Origin of the sequence: Candidatus Palauibacter sp., from assembly GCF_965216145.1 — a bacterium.
Lineage (GTDB): Bacteria > Gemmatimonadota > Gemmatimonadetes > Palauibacterales > Palauibacteraceae > Palauibacter.
The window spans coordinates 2,598,908-2,615,543 of sequence record NZ_OZ244149.1; the positions used below are offsets into that span (position 1 = coordinate 2,598,908).

Below are 16,636 nucleotides of genomic sequence, written 5' to 3' on the forward strand. Positions count from 1 at the left end.
TGCCGCTTCGTCCGCTGTAGTACAGGCGTAATACAACATGCGGGCGGCCACAAACGTAACGACCTGGGCCGTCGAGCAACGATCGTCCCGTGGGCCTTGTTTCTAAGAGGGATAGGAAACCCGTACGTTGGAGCCGCCAACGCGCGCGCGGGGCCAGGCCCTCCCGCCGCCGCTCGGTTCCGACGACCGCCTCGGAGAAACGAAGGGCTGGCCAGCGCGTGTTCGAGTTCCTCTTCAAATACCGTCCCGTCGTCTTCGAGCGCGGCGATCTCTCGCTGGCCGTGCCGTGGTGGGGCGTGATCCTCGTCTTTCTCGGCGCCGGCGCCATCGTGTGGTTCGCCCTCCAGTACCGCCGCATCGGACCCACGATCGAGGCGCGGGATCGCTGGGTGCTCATGGCGCTGCGCGCCGCCGCCCTCGGGGTCCTCGCCTTCCTCCTGCTGCGGCCCGTGCTCCTCGTCTCGACCGTCGTCCCGCGGCGGAACTTCGTAGCGGTGCTGCTGGACGACTCGCGCAGCATGCGCGTGGCCGACGAGGACGGCGAGACGCGGGCGCAGCGGGTGCTCGACCTCTTCGGCGGCATGGATGACGGCGGCACGGATGCCGCGGCGACGGATCCCCTGGCGTCCGACCCCGGAGTGGAGGGTTCCTCGGCCATGGACCCCGCCGAGGAACCGGAGCCCCTGACGCAGGGCGGCGAAGGTGGCCTGCGCGAGGCGCTGGAGGACCGGTTCCGGCTGCGGATGTACGGGTTCGATTCCGACGCGGACCGCATCGACGGGGCGGGGGAGTTGGCCTTCGCCGGCCCGCGCACGAACCTCGCCGCGGCGCTCACGCGGGTGCAGCAGGAGATGGCGGGGCTGCCGCTCTCGGGGGTCGTGGTGGTATCGGACGGGGCGGACAACGACGACGAGGTGACCCCCCCGCTCTCCGAGGCGCTCCTGGAGGCGCGCGCGGCGGGGATCCCGGTGTACACGATCGGAGTCGGCTCGGAGCGCATCGTCCCGGACATCGAGGTGCGGCGGGTGGAGGTACCGCGCGAGGCGCTGGAGGGGACGACGATCGTGGCCGACGTCATCATCTCCCACGCGGGACTCGCCGGGCGCACGGTGCGTCTCGATGTGGAGGACGAGGGCCGGATCGTGGGCACGCACGACCTCACCCTCGGTCCGGACGGGGAGGAACCGGTCCAGGTCCAGTTCACGCTGGAGGAGTCGGGCCCCCGCGCCATCCGCTTCTCGGTGGACCCGGTGGAGGGGGAGGCGCTCACCGGAAACAACGAGCGGCAGATCCTGGTCGAGGTCGGGGACACGCGCCGGAAGATCCTCTACTTCGAGGGCTCCCCGCGCCCCGAGAACAAGTTCGTGCGCCGCGCCGTGGCCGATGACGAGAACATCCAGGTCGTGACGCTGCTGCGGACGGCGGATGAGAAGTACCTGCGCCTCGATGTGGACGGCCCCGGAGAACTCGCGGGCGGGTTCCCGGACACGCGCGAGGAGTTGTACGAGTACGACGGGCTCATCCTCGGGAGCGTGGAGGCGAGCTTCTTCACCCACGACCAACTGCAGATGATGGCGGACTTCGTGGGACAGCGCGGGGGCGGGCTCCTCGTGCTGGGAGGGCGGCGCGCCCTGGGCGAGGGCGGCTACGCGGGGACGGCGCTGGCGGACGCGCTCCCCGTCGTGCTGCCGGGGGCGGGCGAGCCCGATGTGCTCGAGGTGTCGGCCGAACTCACCCCGGCGGGGCGGCGTCACGCGGCGATGCGGATCGCGGAGACGGCCGAAGCGTCGGCGGCGCGCTGGCCCGAACTCCCGCCGCTCACCTCGGTGAACCGGGTGTTCGAGACGAAACCGGGGGCGGTGCCGCTTCTGAACGGGGTTCCGGTCGAGGGGGAGCCGCGGGTGCTGCTCGCGCACCAGAGGTACGGGCGCGGGACGTCGATCGTGTTCACGGCCCAGGACTCGTGGCTGTGGCAGATGCACGCGGACATCCCGCTGGAGGATGAGACGCACGAGACGCTGTGGCGGCAGTTGCTGCGCTGGCTCGTGCACGACACGCCGGGCCGCGCCCGCCTCGATCTGGGAGATGACGTGGCGCCCGTGTCGGAGCCGCTGCGGATCCGGGCCGAGGTGGAGGACGAACGGTACCTGCGCGTGAACGGGGCGGATGTCGTCGCCACGGTGACGGGACCGAGCGGGGTGCCGACGGAGGTGCGCCTCGACTGGACGGTGGAGCGGGACGGCGAGTACGAGGGCCGCTTCGTACCCGAGGAGCCGGGACTGCACCGGGTGAGCGTCCGCGCCGCGCCCCGCGGGGCGACCCTGGCCGAGGACGAGGTCGTCGGGGGTCAGGGTTTCTTCCAGGCGGGGACGCCGCAGATCGAGCAGTTCGGCGCCGGGCGGCGGACGGAACTCCTGCGGCGGGTCGCGGATGAGACGGGCGGGCGCTTCTACACGGCGGAGGACGCGGATCTGCTGGCGGAGGAGATCCGCTACACGGAGAGCGGCGACACGGTGTACGAGGAGCGGTCGCTGTGGGACATGCCGGTCCTCTTCCTCCTCCTCGCCGGGCTGCTGGGCGGCGAGTGGGCCTACCGGCGCTGGAAGGACCTCGCGTGAGCCGGGTGGGCCTGGGCGCCGCGGCGCTCGGCGCGGTCTTCGCCCTCGCGGGCGCTCCGTCGGTCGCCCTCGCACAGGGGGCGGCGGCCCCGCCGCGGGCGCAGGTCCTCATCGTGAGCGGGCTCGGCGGCGCCCCGGAGTACAGCCAGCTCTTCCGGGAGCAGGCCGAGCGGCTGATCGAGGCCCTCCGCGAGCGCTTCGGCGTGGCGGAGGAGTCCATCGTGTGGCTCGCGGAGGACGCGGCGATCTCGCCGCGCGCGTCCGGCCGGGCGACGCTGGAGGCCGTGGAGCGCGAGGTGCTCGCGATGGCCACCCGGGCCGGGCCGGCCGACCCGGCCCTCATCCTCTTCCTCGGCCACGGGAGCGGCGGCGGCCAGGAGTCGCGCCTAAACCTGCCCGGTCCCGACCTCTCGGGCGAAACGCTCTCGGTGTGGCTCAGCGCCTTCACCACCCAGACGGTGGCGGTGGTGAACGCGGCGAGCGCGAGCGGCGGCTTCGTGCCGGCCATGGCGGGCGACCGGCGCATCGTGGTGACGGCGACCCGCTCCCCGCGCGAGCGCGATCACTCCCACTTCGGCGGCTTCTTCGTCGACGCCTTCGCGCTCGACGACGCCGATGTCGACAAGGATGAACGCGTCTCGCTGCTCGAGGCGTTCAGCTACGCGACGGGGGAGGTGCAGCGCCGGTACGAGAGCGAGAACGAGATGCTGACCGAGCACGCCCTGCTCGACGACGACGGCGATGGCGAGGGAGCGCTGGTGCCGACGGCGGAGGGGCCGGACGGGGCGGTCGCGAACCGGTTCTTCCTCGCCGCCGCCCCGGCGGCGGTGGCGCAGGCCGCCGCCGATGATCCGGAACTGGCGGCCCTCCTGGCCGACAAACAGCGAGTCGAGGACGCGATCGCCGCTCTGCGCGGGCGACGCGCCGAGTTGAGCGAGGATGAATACGACGACCGGCTCGAGGCGCTGCTCGTCGAACTCGCGGGCATCAACCGGACCCTCCGGGACCGGGGAGGTGCTCGGTGAGGCTGAGCCGCCGCGGCGCGCGAACCCGCCGACCGGGGCTGCGAGTCCCGCTGGCGGCGCTCATCCTCGCGCTCGCCGTTCCGCTCCCGGCCTGGGCCCAGGAACGCGGCAGCGGGCCTCCGGACGACGATCCGCTCGCCGCCGCCGTCGAAGCGCTGCAGACCGGCGAATACCGGCAAGCCGTCGCGGGTTTCCGCGACCTGGCGCGCTCCGGGCGCGAGTTCCCGGCCTCCGCGCGCGGGTGGGCGCGGGCGCTCGCCGCCACGGGCGAATACGAGTCCGCGCTCGAAGCCCTCGACCGGGCCGCCGGGCGTGCCCCCGACGGCGCCGACCCCGAGACGGAACTCGCGCGCGCCCGGGGCGTCCTCCTGCGGGGGCTCGGCCGCCTCGACGAGGCGGAGGCGAACTTCCGCCGCGCGATCGAGAGCCGGGCCGGCGACGCCCAACTCGCGCGGCTCGACCTCGGCCGCCTCCTCTTCGAACAGGGCGCGCGCGAGGAAGCACTCGCCCTCTTCGACGGCTTCATCGACTTCTACAACACGGCCGACCCCCGCCGGCTCGACGCGGAGCACCTGCGCGCCGTCGCCGCCGCCGTGACCTATCTCGGGGTCCGCGACCCCGACCTCTTCCACGACGCGGTGCGGGCATACGAGGAGGCGATCGAGGTCGACCCCGGCGACCCCGAGGCGCGCATCGATCTCGGGCTCCTCTTCCTCGACAAGTACGACAGCTTCGAGGCCGGGCCGCTGATCGACGAGGCGCTGGCCCGGAACCCCGTCCACCCCCGCGCCCTCCTCGCCAAGGCGCGGCGCGCGAAGTTCGACGGTTCCTCGGAGGCCCTCGAACTCGCGGAACAGAGTCTCGAGACGAACCCCGGCTTCACCGAGGCGAGGGTCTTTCTCGCGCGTCTCTATCTCGAACTCGAGGACGTGGAGACGGCCGAGGAGGAGGCTCGGCGCGCGCTCGAGACGAACCCGGTGTCCCTCGCCGCGTGGACCGAGATCGCGGCGGCCGCCCACCTGCGGGGGGACGCGGCCGCCTTCGCCGAGGCGCGCGACCGCGTATTCGGGTTGGACCCGAGGCACGCCGACCTCTACGTCGCGCTGGCGCAGGTCGCCTACCGCACGCACCGCTACGGCGACGCCGTCGAGTTCGCGCGCCAGGCCGTGTCCCTCGATCCCCTCTCCTGGGCCGGCCGGGCCGAACTCGGTCTCAACCAGCTCCGCGTCGGGGAGATCGACGAAGGGCGCGCCACGCTCGAGGCGACGTTCGAGGGCGACCCGTTCAACGTGTGGGTCTTCAACACGCTCGACCTGCTCGAGGCACTCGCCGGCTTCGAGACGGCGACGAGCCCGCGCTTCTCCTTCTCGTTCCACCCGCGGGAGGCCGGAGCTCTCTCGATCTACGCCACCGCCCTCGCCGAGAAGGCGTTCGACGCCATGCGGGCGCGCTACGGGTTCGCGCCGCCCACGCCCATCTCGGTCGAGGTCTACGACCGGCACGCGGACTTCTCCGTGCGGACGGTGGGACTCGCCGGCATCGGGGCGCTGGGCGTGAGCTTCGGTTCCGTCCTCGCCATGGATTCGCCGAGCGCGCGTCCCGGGAGCGACTTCAACTGGGGCTCGACGCTGTGGCACGAGATCTCGCACGCGTTCACGCTCGGCTACACGGAACACCGCGTGCCGCGCTGGCTCTCGGAGGGGCTGGCGGTGCTCGACGAACGGCACGCGCGCGAGGGCTGGGGTTCGGATCCCGACCCCGGCTTCCTGGCCGCCTTCGCGGAGGAACGGCTGCCCTCGCTGGAGCGCTTCAACTACGGGTTCGTGCGGCCCGCCTACCCGGGGCAGGTGCAGCACGCCTACTACATGGCCTCCCTCCTGTGCGAGATGCTGGAGACATCGCGCGGCTTCGAGGCGATCCTCGCCATGCTCGACGGCTACCGGGACGGCCTCGAGACGACCGAAGTCGTGGAACGGGCGCTCGGCACGACGCTGGCCGGCCTCGACCGCGAACTGAAGGACTACATCGAGACGCGCTTCGGCCGGACGCTCGCGGCGCTCGGCGGTGCCGCCCCGGGGGAGCCACACGCGCGGACGCCGGGGCCGGACCCGGAGCCGGGGCCGGAGCCGGAGTCGTTCGCCGGGCAGATGATCGCGGCCGCGGAAGCCCATCGCGACGGCCGCACCGAGGCGGCGATCGAGGCCCTGAGCCGCGCCCGCGACATGTTCCCGGAATACGCCGGCCCCGACGCCCCGACGCTGCTCCTGGGCCGCATCCATCGGGAGGCGGGGGACGCCGCGCGCGCCGCGGAGGCGTATCGCGCCTACACCGCCCTCAACGAGAACCACCTCGACGCGCACCTCGAACTCGCGGATGTGGAGGAGGAACTCGGGGACGAGGCCGCGGCCCGCGAGGCGCTCGAGCGCGCGATCTGGATCGACCCCTTCCACCTCGACATTCACACGCGGCTCGCCGCGGGCTACGAGGCGGCGGAGCGCTGGACGGAGGCGGCGCGCGAACGCCGGGCGCTCCTCGCGCTGGCGCCGGCGGATCTCGCGGAGGCCCACTACCGGGTGGCGCTCGCCCTCCACCGCGGCGGCGACGCGGCCGGGGCGCGCCGCGCCGTCCTCGACGCCCTCGAGATCGCGCCCAACTTCGAGGTGGCGCTCGACCTCCTGCTCGAGATCCGCGGCGACCCCGGGGGGACCCGGTGAGCGCGCGGACGCGGGGACTCGCGGCCGCGGCGCTGGCCGCCCTGCTCACGCTGGGCGCCTTCGCCGACCTCGAGGGGCAGCGCCGGCGCGGGCGCGGTGGCGGCGGCGGCTTCGGGAACGACCTCGCCGCCTACCAGGAGTACAACACGCCCTACACGGGCGAGTTCACCTTCGTGCGCCTCTATTACCGCACGGGCGGCTGGGGCTGGAACCCGGGCTGGTCGCATGACTGGCCCACGGCCGAAAGCAACTTCGGCGAGATCATGGACGCGCTCACGACCATCAACCCGCGCCTGGGCGGCGGCAACGTCCTCGCCATGGACGACCCGGATCTGTTCAAGTTCCCGGTCGCGTACCTCTCGGAGCCCGGCGACTGGAGCATGACCGAGGCCGAGGCCGTCAACCTGAGCAACTATCTGCGCAAGGGCGGGTTCCTCATCATCGACGACATGGGCGGCTATCGGGATCTGCAGTGGACGGATCAGATGCTCGAGGTCCTCCTCCCGGGGCACGAACTCGTGCAGCTGGACGTGAGCCACCCGATCTTCGACTCGTTCTTCCACCTCGAGCAGAGCAACATCGAGATGCCGCACCCGTACTGGGGCGGGACGGCGAGCTATTGGGGGGTCCTGGAGGACAACGATCCCGAGGGCCGGCTCATGGTCATCGTCAATCACGACAACGACATTGGCGACTACATGGAGTGGTCGGACCGGGGGTTCGTCCCCATCGCGCTCTCAAACGAAGCGTACAAGCTGGGCGTCAACTATGTGGTATACGCCCTTACACACTAACGGGCTGTTCAAACCCCGACCCCGCCGTCCGCGGCGGTGACGGAAGGAGCCGGCATGGAAGCCGATCCCCGCTGGATCGAAGACCCGAACGAGGCTCCGGGCCAGACGCCGGACAGCGCTCCGGAGACTGCTCCGGACGACGGCGAGATGGCCGACCGCCTGCAGCAGAGCGCCGAGGCGGTCCGCCAGGAGCTGAAGAAGGTCATCATCGGGCAGGACGACGTCGTCGAGCAGGTCCTGATCGCGCTCTTCGCCGGGGGCAACAGCCTGATCGTGGGCGTCCCGGGACTCGCGAAGACGCTCCTCATCCAGACGCTCTCCGACGTGCTGCACCTGAGCTTCAACCGGATCCAGTTCACGCCCGACCTCATGCCGTCGGACATCACCGGGACCGACATCATCCAGGAGGACCCGGAGACCGGCCGACGGCACCTCGTGTTCATGAAGGGGCCCCTGTTCGCGCACATCGTCCTGGCCGATGAGATCAACCGCACGCCGCCCAAGACGCAGTCCGCCCTCCTCGAGGCGATGGAGGAGAAGCAGGTGACGATCCAGGGGCGGAGGTACGACCTCCCGTCCCCCTTCTTCGTCCTCGCCACGCAGAACCCGATCGAACTGGAGGGGACCTACCCCCTGCCCGAAGCCCAGCTCGACCGCTTCATGTTCCAGATCAACATCGGCTACCTGCCCGAGGAGGAGGAGCTGGAGGTGATCCAGCGCACGACGACGGTCGCGGGGGAGCCGCCCCGGCCGGTGCTGTCGGCCGAGGAGATCGCGGCCTTCCAGCACCTCGTGCGGAAGGTGCCGATCTCGGAGCCGGTGGCGCGCTACGCCGTGCAACTGGCGCGGCGAACCCGCCCCGGCCGCGACGACACCCCCGACTACGTGAAGCAGTACGTGGCCTACGGGGGGAGCGTGCGCGCCGCCCAGTACCTGGTGCTCGGCGGAAAGGCGCGGGCGCTCCTGCGCGGGGAGGTGAACGTCTCGTTCGACGACGTGCGCGCCCTCTGCGCCCCGGTGTTCCGTCACCGCGTGCTGACGAACTTCCACGCGGAGTCCGAACGCGTCTCCACGGACGACCTCGTCGAGCGCCTCCTCGACGACTTGAAGCCGCCGAAGTCGGGGATGTGAACTAGCCGTGCGTGCGCGGATCGCCTCGAGGACGGTTCCGGGGACGCAGTTCCTCGATCCGACGGTACTGACGCGGATCGGGAACCTCGAACTGGTGGCGCGCTACGTCGTGGAGGGGTTCATCGCCGGGGCGCACGGATCGCCCTTCCTGGGGCGGTCGCTCGACTTCGCGGCGCACCGGCAGTACCTGCCCGGCGACGATATCCGCAAGATCGACTGGAAGGTCTACGGGCGCACCGACCGCCACTACATCAAGGAATACGAGGCCGAGACCAACGCGAACGTCTTCTTCGCGATCGACGCCTCCCGGTCCATGGACTACGGCTCGCAGGGGATCACGAAGCTCGACTACGCGCGCTACCTGGCGGCCTGTCTGGTCTACCTCTCCGCGAGCCAGCGGGATCGGGTGGGCGCCGCCGTGTTCGACGACAAGCTGCTCGAGTACATCCCCCCCTCCGTCCGACACCGGCGTCTGATCCTCGCCGCGCTCGACCGCATCAGCGCGGAGACGGCGGGCGACCTGACGCGGCCGCTCATCCAGGTGGCCGAGAGCCTCACCCGGAAGGGGATCGTCGTCCTCCTCTCCGATCTCTACGCGGAGCCGAAGACCGTGCTCGACTCGGTGGGGGCGCTCCGGAGCAAGGGGCAGGACGTGATCGTGTTCCAGATCCTGGATCCGGCCGAGGTCGACTTCCCGTTCGAGGCCGCGAGGTCGTTCGAGGACCTGGAGACGGGCGAGCGGATCCCGGTGATGCCGGATGACATGCGGACGGAGTACCTCTCGCTGGTCGAGGGGCACGTGGGCGAGCTATCGAAGCTGATGATCGAGCGGAGGATCGACCACGAACTCGCGGTGACGTCGGTGCCGCTCGACGCGGTGCTCTTCCGCTACCTCTCGCACCGGGCGCGGCGCCTCAAGGGGAAGGAACGATGAGTCTCCTGACGCCGTGGTTCCTCGCCGGACTTGGGCTGCTTTCCGTGCCGATCATCATCCATTTGACGCACCGGCAGCGGAGCCGGGTGACGGTGTTCCCCTCGCTCATGTTCCTGCGCAAGCTGCCGTTCAAGTCGATGAACCGGCGCAGGATCCGCCACCCGCTGCTGTTCGCGCTGCGCTGCGCCGCGATCGTCCTGCTCGCGCTCGCGTTCGCGCGGCCCTTCCTCGACACCACGGAGGGAGTGGAGGGGGGATCGGCGCGCGACGTGGTGCTCCTCCTCGATGTGTCGGCGAGCCTGGGCTTCGGGGACCGCTGGGAGGCCGCGCTCGACTCCGCCCGCGCCGTCCTTGACGGGCTGGGGGAAGGGGACCGGGTCGCGGTGGCGAGCTTCGACGAGCAGGCGTGGGAGCGGCTCTCGCTGACGCTCGACCTGGAGGCGGCCCGAACGGTGCTCGAGGGGCTGTCGCCGACGCATCTGGGAACGCGGCTCGAGGCGGGACTCCAGCTCGCGGGGCGCATCCTCGCCGAGCCCGAGGGGCGGGTGCGGGACGTCGCGCTCATCTCCGACTTCCAGCGCACGGGATGGGAGGACGGCGACCGGGTGCGGCTCCCGGACGGAGTCTCGCTGCGAGCGGCGAGCGTGGCGGGCGAGGCGGAGGATGACGCGGCGGCGAACGTGGCGCTGGCGGAAGCGGCGCTGCGGACGGCGGACGGAGGGCGCGTCCGACTCGTGGCCCGGCTCGCCAACATGGGCGAGACGCCGGTGGACGCGCTCCCGGTGTCGCTCGAGGTCGGGGGGCGGACGGTGGCCACGAGGCCGGTGGACATGCCGCCGCGCGGGACCGGGACGGTCGTGTTCGAGGACCTCGCGCTCCCCGAGGGGCGGAGCCGCGCGCGCCTCACGATCCCCGGCGACGGCCTGGAGATCGACGACGTGTTCCGCTTCGTGGCGGCGTCGGAGACGGGACTCCGAACGCTCATCCTGGGGACCAGCCGCGGAGCGGAGGACCCGAGCCTCTTCCTCGAGCGCGCCCTGGGGATCGGGGAGGCGCCGCGCATCGAGGCTTCGCGGGCGCCCGCCAGCGGCATCGACGCCGCGGGGCTGTCGTCGATCGACTTCGTGGTCCTCAACGACGGCGATCTCGCCGACGCGGGGCGGGCCGGCCGGCTGCGCGACTGGGTGAGCGCGGGCGGCGGCCTGCTGATCGTGCTCGGACCGGGCGCGCGGATGGACCGCTGGTCCGCCGCCGGACAGGGCCTGCTCGGCGCCGAGCCCGGGCCGCTCGTCGACGTCGGCGAGGGCCGCCGGCTCTCGTGGCTCGACTACGACCACCCCGTGTTCGAACTGTTCTCGACCCCCCGCAGCGGGGACTTCGCGAGCGCGCGCTTCGTGCGCTTCTGGCGGGTCGAGCCGGCCGAGGGGACGGCGGTGCTGGCCCGCTTCGACAGCGGCGAACCGGCACTGCTCGAACACGTCGTGGGCGAGGGGCGGGTCCTGGTGTGGACTTCGACCCTCGACCGCTTCTGGAACGACCTCGCGCTCCAGCCCGTCTTCCTCCCCTTCGTGCACCGGCTCGCGCTGCACGCGACGGGATACCGGGAGCCGGAGCGCTGGATCGCGGCCGGGGGCGTGCTCGAACTGGGGTCGCTTGTCGGGGCTGGGGACGAGGGCTTCGCCGACGGAGAGGGCGAGTGGGTGCTCGTGGATCCGACCGGGGATCGGCATCAGTTGGAGATCGCGGAAGGCCCGACCTGGATCGATTTTCCGGAGACGGGATTCTACCAGGTCGAGGCGAGGGACGACGCGGCGCGAGCCGTGACCGTGGCGGTCAACCCACGGATTGCCGAATCTGATCTGGCGCCGGTCGCGACGGAGCGCGTGGTCGAGGCCGTTGCGGGCACAGCGCCGACGGGGGCGACGGGAGAGGGCGGGGCGACGGTCGACGGGGAAGAGGTCCCTAGGCGCGCCGAACTCTGGTGGCTGCTCCTGCTGCTCGCCGCGCTGGTGCTCGGCGTGGAGAGCGTACTGGCGAACCTGTGGACGCGGCGGCGTCCGGCATCGGCGCTGACGGGGGCGTAGCGGAGCCTGGACATCGTCCCCGCGCGAGGGGGCCGAGGTCGTCAAGGAGGATGACGATGCAGGGATGGGCGAGGACGAAAAACTCCGAGCGGCAGCTGCTCGATGTCGTGGCCGACGTGAGGCGGCGCTGGCGCGCGCGCCAGCTCATCCAGGGCGTCGCGCTGACGCTCGGCGTCGGCTTCGCCGTCTTCTTCGCCGCGACCTGGGGCATCGACCGGCTCCGTTTCGAGGACACGGCGGTTCTCGTGTTTCGCCTCGTCCTGTGGGCGGCCGCGATCGGTCTCCTCGGGTGGTTCGTGGTGCGGCCGCTCTTCCGCCGCGTCTCGGACGCGCAGGTCGCGCTCTACCTCGAGGAACACGAACCGTCGCTCAAGGCGGCGTTCCTCGCGGCCGTCGAGCGGGCCGGATCGCCCGAAGGCCGCTCCGGCCTCGACGCCCGTCTGCTGGAGGTCGCCGTGGAGCGCGCCCGGCGCATCGAGCGCGGCCGCCGCGTGGAGCGCGCCGGGCTGCGGCGCTCGACCGCCTGGTTCGCGGGCGTCGCCACCGCCGTGCTGGTCGTCGCCCTCTTCGGACCCGCCTTCCAGGGGACGGCGGGTTCGCTCCTCCTCAGTCCGTGGCAGACCGCGGACGCCGCCAACCCCTACGCGATCACCGTGGAGCCGGGCGACGCGCTCATCGCGCGCGGCTCCGACCAGTTGGTGCGCGCCTTCCCCCAGGGCTTCGAGACGGACGAAGTCGAGGTCGCCGTGCGCCGCGGCGAGTCCGAGGTGTGGGAGCGCTACTTCATGACGCCGGCTGCGGAGGGCGCCTCGTTCGAGATCCTCCTCTTCGACCTCGATGAGCCGGCCGACTACACCGTGTCCTCGGAGGGTGTGCGCTCGCCGGTGTTCAGGATCGAGGTGGCCGACCTCCCCTACGTGGACCGGATCGACCTCGAGTACCGCTTCCCCGCCTACACCGGACTCAGCCCGCGGACGGTCGAGGACGGCGGGGACATCGCGGTGCTCCGGGGGACCGAGGTCCGGCTCCGGGTGACGCCGACGCTGGCCACCGAGGGAGCGCGGCTCGCCTTCGACGACCAGGAAGAGGGCGAGGGCCCGGCGCTCGAACTCGTGGATGGGGCGTTCGAGACGAGCTTCACCGTCAGCGAGGAGACCTTCTACCGGGTCGAATTCATGGGTCCGGGCGGGCGCTTCGTCGTCGGTTCCCCCGACTATCTCGTCGAGCCGCTGGATGACCAGCCGCCGGGGATCCGGATCGCCGAACCCGGACGGGACACGCGCCTGTCGCCGATCGAGGAACTGTACGTCGAGGTCGAGGCGGAGGACGACTTCGGGCTCGGGCGGGTCGAACTCCTCTATTCCGTGAACGGAGGCGAGGAGGCGTCGCGGGTCCTGCACGGGACGACGCGCGGCGGGACGACGCAGGTCTCCGGCGGACACACGTTCTTCCTCGAGGAACTGGACCTCGAGCCGGGGGATGTCCTCTCCTACTATGCGCGCGCCACGGATCTCCGGGCCGGCGGCGGCGCCGGAGTCGGCTCCGGCCGTCGAGGGGAGGAGAGTTCGGACATCTACTTCGTCGAGATCCGCCCCTTCGACCTGGACTACAGCCAGGCCGAGCAGGGCGGCGGAGGAGGAGGAGGCGGCGGAGGCGCGGGCATGCAGGGCGAGTTGTCCGAGCAGCAGAAGCAGATCGTCGCCGCGACCTTCCGCCTCATGCGCGACGAGGACGAGTTCGACGAGGCCGAGATGTCGGAGAACCTCGCCACGCTCACACTCCTTCAGGGCCGCCTGCGCCAGCAGGTCGAGGAACTCATCGTGCAGATGCAGCAGCGGGGTGTGGCGGGGGATCCGTCGTTCGAGATCGTGTTCCGCGAACTCCCCCTCGCGCCCGTCGAGATGCTGGAGGCCGAGACGAGGCTTGGGGAGCGTCGGCTCCGGGATGCGCTGCCGCCCGAACAGCGGTCGCTGCAGCACCTGCAGCGGGCCGAGGCCGCCTTCCGCGAGGTCCAGGTGCAGCAGGGCGGCGGCGGAGGAGGCGGAGGAGGCGGCGGCATGGCCGCGGCCGAGGAACTCGCCGACCTGTTCGAGCTGGAACTCGACCGGCTCCGGAACCAGTACGAGACGGTCCAGCGGGGCCAGCGGCAGCAGCAGGACCAGGAGGTGGACGAGGCGCTCCAGAAGCTGGAGGAACTCGCCCGGCGCCAGCAGCAGATGAACGAACGCGCGGCGGCACAGCCCCGCGGAGCGGCGGGCGGAGGCCAGGGCCAGCAGCAGCAGATGATTCAGGAGACGGAGGAGCTGGCCCGGCAACTCCAGCGTCTGGCTCGCGAAGATGACCGGGCCGACCTCGAGGAGTCGGCACGCCGGCTTCAGCAGGCCGCGGACGAGATGCGGCGGGCGCAGGCGCAGGGGCGCCAGGGACAGGGGCAGGCCGAGTCGTCGAACGCGCTCGACCGTCTGCGCGAGGCGCGACGGTTGCTGGAGAACCGCCAGGTCGCCGCCGTGGGGCAGGAGGTCGAGGACGCCGCGCGGCGCGCTGAGCGCATCGTCGAGCGCCAGCGCGAACTCCAGAGCGACGTGAATGAGGATCCGACGACGCGGGACCCCGACCGTATCGACGGGCTCCGCGAGCGGAAGGCCGACCTCGCCCAGGAGGTGGACCAGCTCGAGCAGGACCTCGACCGGCTGGCCCGCGAGGCCCGGCAGGAACAGCCGGAAGCGTCGCGCCGCCTCGGGGAGGCGGCGGCGGAGATCCGCGAGAGTCGGCTGCGGGACAAGCTGCAGTTCTCGAGAGGGGTCCTCGGCACGCAGTCCGAGGACTACGTGCGGAACTTCGAGGAGCAGATCACGCGCGACGCGGAGAACATGCGCACCCGGGTCGCGGCCGCGCGCGACGCGCTGAGCGAATCGGACCCGCGCCGCCTCGGGCGGCAACTCGACGAGACCCGCGACCTGGTCCGGGGCCTGGAGTCACTGCGGGAGCGCCTGCAGCAGCGCGCTAAGGGCGAGTCAGCCGAGGGCGGCGAACAGGGGCAGGGCGACCAGCAAGGCCAGCAGGGCCAGGAAGGCGAGGGCCAGCAGGGCCAGCAGGGCGGCGCAGGCCAAGCCGGCGAACTCGGCCCCCGCGGTGGCCAGGGGTTCGCGCCCGGACGGGGCGGCGGCGGAGGCGGCGGGCCGTGGCTTTCGCCGGAAGATATCCGGCAGTTCCAGCGGGAATTCCGCCAGCGGCGCGAGGATGCGACCCGCCTCCGCGATGACCTGCGCCGGGAAGGCGTCGACGTCGCCGACCTCGAGCAGGCGATCGCCGACCTCGACCGACTCCGGACCATGGGCGATTTCGACGATCCGGAGGAAATCGCCCGGCTGCAGGCCGATGTGCTGAGGGGGCTGAAGGACTTCGAGTTCGCCCTGCGCCGCAACCTCGGAGAACAGATCGAGCGCTTCTTCCTCTCGGGGTCGGACGATGTCCCCGACGAGTATCGCGAACTCGTGGAGGCCTACTACCGGGCGCTGTCCGAGGACCGCCCGCCGCGCTGACCGGGGCTGACGAGAGCCCGACTTCGGCCTACAGGAAGGAGACCCGATCCAGGTGCCCGACCTCGGCGATCCTCGCCTCTACCTGTTCTCCGCCCTCGCGATCCTCACTGCGGGCCTGCTCGCCTCCTGGGGGCGCGCCGCGCTCGCCGCCACGCGCGCCGGACGCGAGGGGGACGGCTGGCGCGGATGGCCTCGTCTGTTCGAACTCGCCGTCGGCTTCGTGACGAACTTCTTCGACACTCTCGGCATCGGTTCGTTCGCCCCCACCACATCCCTCTTCAAGCTGAAGAAGGTGGTGCCGGACGAGGAGATCCCCGGGACCATGATGATCGGCCACACGCCCCCGGTCGTCATCCAGGCCTTCATCTTCATCGCGATCATCACCGTGGAATCGCTCACGCTCTTCGTCCTCGTCGCGGCCGCGGTGCTCGGCGCGTGGCTGGGGGCGGGGGTCGTCGCGCGCCTGCCCCGCCACCGGATCCAGATCGGGATGGGGATCGCGCTCCTCATCGCCGCCGCGACCTTTCTCATGTCCATCTTCGAGATCACGGCCGTGGGTGGGGACGCAGCGGGACTCTCGGGCGCACAACTCGCGCTCGCCGCCGGCTGCCTGTTCGTTCTCGGGGCTCTGATGACGATCGGCATCGGGATTTACGCCCCGACCATGATCGTGGTCAGCCTCATGGGACTGAACCCGGCCGTCGCCTTCCCGATCATGATGGGCGCCGCCGCCTTCCTCATGCCGGTGGCCGGCATCCGCTTCCTGAAGGCAGGCCGCTACGGGCTCCGCGCGGCGCTGGGGCTGGCGATCGGAGGCATGCCGGCCGTCCTCCTGGCCGCGTTCATCGTCCGTTCACTTCCCCTGAACACGATGCGATGGCTTGTCGTGGCGGTCGTCCTCTACGCGGCGATCCTCATGCTGCGCTCCGCCGCGCAGGAACGCCGGTCGGGCGCGGGTGGGGCCGAAGCGTGAGCAACCGATGACGCGGCCACTCACCCGAAGGTCGCGGGACGGGGTCCGGACGTTCCCGCGGGAACGTCTCGGCCCGGGCTTGGCGCGTCGAACGAGAATCGCTCGGCCGACCGGCGTCTAGCCCACGGCCTCCTCAAGCCGTCTCAACCAACCGTCAAAGTGCGGGCATTCGGACCGCATCGTTTCGAGACCGATCTCCAGCGCGGCCAGGACGCCATGTAGCGGTTTCTGGTATCGGGGAACCAGTTCAACGATTCGCTTCTGATGGCGCTGTGTGCGGGGAGTCATCGATCTGTTCCGGGTTCGAGAAGCCATCCCGAATGTCCTGAAACGCCGAGGCAAACTCCTCACGGTTGATCGCTTCGGCGAAGCGTTGGCAATCGCTGAACAGGAGCGCCTCGAATTCATGAATCATAACGAACGGGATGAAACGAGACGGGTCGAAGCGTTGGCCCATGTCCCCACAGAGATCACGCTTTATCTCGTCTTCGACCTGCTTCACGTTCTCGGGATACGGCAAGGCCGAAGCCGAACCCGCCTCGCGGCCGGGCCACGCCCCGGGGCCGGTCCGCGGGAGCCCGTAATAGTCCACCATCGTTGTGACGAGAGATCCAGGGTCTTCCAGCAGGTGACTAGTGATTCCCTTCCGCACGATCGGCCACGGCTTGGCGCCTCCGCGCCGACCCCGCTAGCGTGCGTTTCCGATGAGACGCGCGCTGACCGAGGTGTAGCCGTGCGCGTACAGGAGAGGTGCGAGAAGCTCGTTGACGAACTGCTCTTCGGTCTGGCCCTCGACATGAACGAGCAGCCGAACCACGCTC

At 71.2% G+C, this 16,636-nt stretch carries 12 protein-coding genes; 9 read left to right on the forward strand and 3 right to left on the reverse strand.

Going from position 1 to position 16,636, the window contains the following annotated elements; translation table 11 throughout:
• Positions 1-218 precede the first annotated feature (218 nt).
• From ACOOHF_RS10965 to ACOOHF_RS11005, 9 genes are read left to right on the forward strand one after another with little or no spacing between them, the layout of a single operon-like run.
• On the forward strand, positions 219-2,618 hold the full coding sequence (locus tag ACOOHF_RS10965) for a glutamine amidotransferase (RefSeq protein WP_420461721.1): 2,400 nt from the start codon (positions 219-221) through the stop codon (positions 2,616-2,618).
• Positions 2,615-3,643: a hypothetical protein gene (locus ACOOHF_RS10970; RefSeq protein ID WP_420461722.1), complete on the forward strand. Its 1,029-nt coding sequence runs from the start codon at positions 2,615-2,617 to the stop codon at positions 3,641-3,643. The genes ACOOHF_RS10965 and ACOOHF_RS10970 overlap by 4 nt, the downstream gene beginning before the upstream one ends.
• Complete coding sequence (locus tag ACOOHF_RS10975; RefSeq protein ID WP_420461723.1) at positions 3,640-6,357, forward strand: tetratricopeptide repeat protein; 2,718 nt, start codon at positions 3,640-3,642, stop codon at positions 6,355-6,357. The genes ACOOHF_RS10970 and ACOOHF_RS10975 overlap by 4 nt, the downstream gene beginning before the upstream one ends.
• Positions 6,354-7,151: a DUF4159 domain-containing protein gene (locus ACOOHF_RS10980; RefSeq protein WP_419942332.1), complete on the forward strand. Its 798-nt coding sequence runs from the start codon at positions 6,354-6,356 to the stop codon at positions 7,149-7,151. Before ACOOHF_RS10975 ends, ACOOHF_RS10980 begins: the two co-directional genes overlap by 4 nt.
• 54 nt (positions 7,152-7,205) lie before the next feature.
• Positions 7,206-8,282 carry an AAA family ATPase gene (locus tag ACOOHF_RS10985; RefSeq protein WP_420461724.1) on the forward strand — a complete coding sequence of 359 codons (1,077 nt, stop codon included), beginning with the start codon at positions 7,206-7,208 and terminating at the stop codon, positions 8,280-8,282.
• 7 nt (positions 8,283-8,289) lie between these two features.
• Positions 8,290-9,216, forward strand: coding sequence for a DUF58 domain-containing protein (locus ACOOHF_RS10990; RefSeq protein WP_420461725.1), 927 nt, complete (start codon positions 8,290-8,292; stop codon positions 9,214-9,216).
• Positions 9,213-11,300, forward strand: a complete 2,088-nt coding sequence (locus tag ACOOHF_RS10995) for a BatA domain-containing protein (protein WP_420461726.1) — start codon at positions 9,213-9,215, stop codon at positions 11,298-11,300. Before ACOOHF_RS10990 ends, ACOOHF_RS10995 begins: the two co-directional genes overlap by 4 nt.
• A gap of 50 nt (positions 11,301-11,350) precedes the next feature.
• Positions 11,351-14,842 (forward strand): DUF4175 family protein, encoded by a 3,492-nt coding sequence (locus ACOOHF_RS11000; RefSeq protein ID WP_420461727.1) that lies wholly within the window; start codon positions 11,351-11,353, stop codon positions 14,840-14,842.
• A 52-nt stretch (positions 14,843-14,894) separates the two neighbouring features.
• Positions 14,895-15,815, forward strand: coding sequence for a permease (locus ACOOHF_RS11005; protein WP_420461728.1), 921 nt, complete (start codon positions 14,895-14,897; stop codon positions 15,813-15,815).
• Between the two features lie 117 nt (positions 15,816-15,932).
• On the opposite strand, the gene ACOOHF_RS11010 is transcribed toward ACOOHF_RS11005, so the two are convergent.
• From ACOOHF_RS11010 to ACOOHF_RS11020, 3 genes are all read right to left on the reverse strand, one after another.
• Entirely contained in the window at positions 15,933-16,130 is a 198-nt protein-coding gene (locus ACOOHF_RS11010) for a DUF4276 family protein (RefSeq protein WP_420461729.1), read from the reverse strand.
• Positions 16,063-16,410, reverse strand: a complete 348-nt coding sequence (locus ACOOHF_RS11015; RefSeq protein ID WP_420461730.1) for a DUF4276 family protein — start codon at positions 16,408-16,410, stop codon at positions 16,063-16,065. Before ACOOHF_RS11015 ends, ACOOHF_RS11010 begins: the two co-directional genes overlap by 68 nt.
• A 93-nt stretch (positions 16,411-16,503) precedes the next feature.
• A complete protein-coding gene (locus tag ACOOHF_RS11020; protein ID WP_420461731.1) occupies positions 16,504-16,632 on the reverse strand; it encodes a hypothetical protein in 129 nt (42 codons plus the stop codon).
• Positions 16,633-16,636: the final 4 nt, after the last annotated feature.

What these genes read in the sequence shown, in the direction of transcription:
- ACOOHF_RS11015 (WP_420461730.1), bottom strand. Translation starts at nt 16,410, where the DNA reads ATGGTGGACTATTACGGGCTCCCGCGGACCGGCCCCGGGGCGTGGCCC.
- ACOOHF_RS10995 (WP_420461726.1), top strand. Translation starts at nt 9,213, where the DNA reads ATGAGTCTCCTGACGCCGTGGTTCCTCGCCGGACTTGGGCTGCTTTCC.
- ACOOHF_RS11010 (WP_420461729.1), bottom strand. Translation starts at nt 16,130, where the DNA reads ATGGCTTCTCGAACCCGGAACAGATCGATGACTCCCCGCACACAGCGC.
- ACOOHF_RS10985 (WP_420461724.1), top strand. Translation starts at nt 7,206, where the DNA reads ATGGAAGCCGATCCCCGCTGGATCGAAGACCCGAACGAGGCTCCGGGC.
- ACOOHF_RS11000 (WP_420461727.1), top strand. Translation starts at nt 11,351, where the DNA reads ATGACGATGCAGGGATGGGCGAGGACGAAAAACTCCGAGCGGCAGCTG.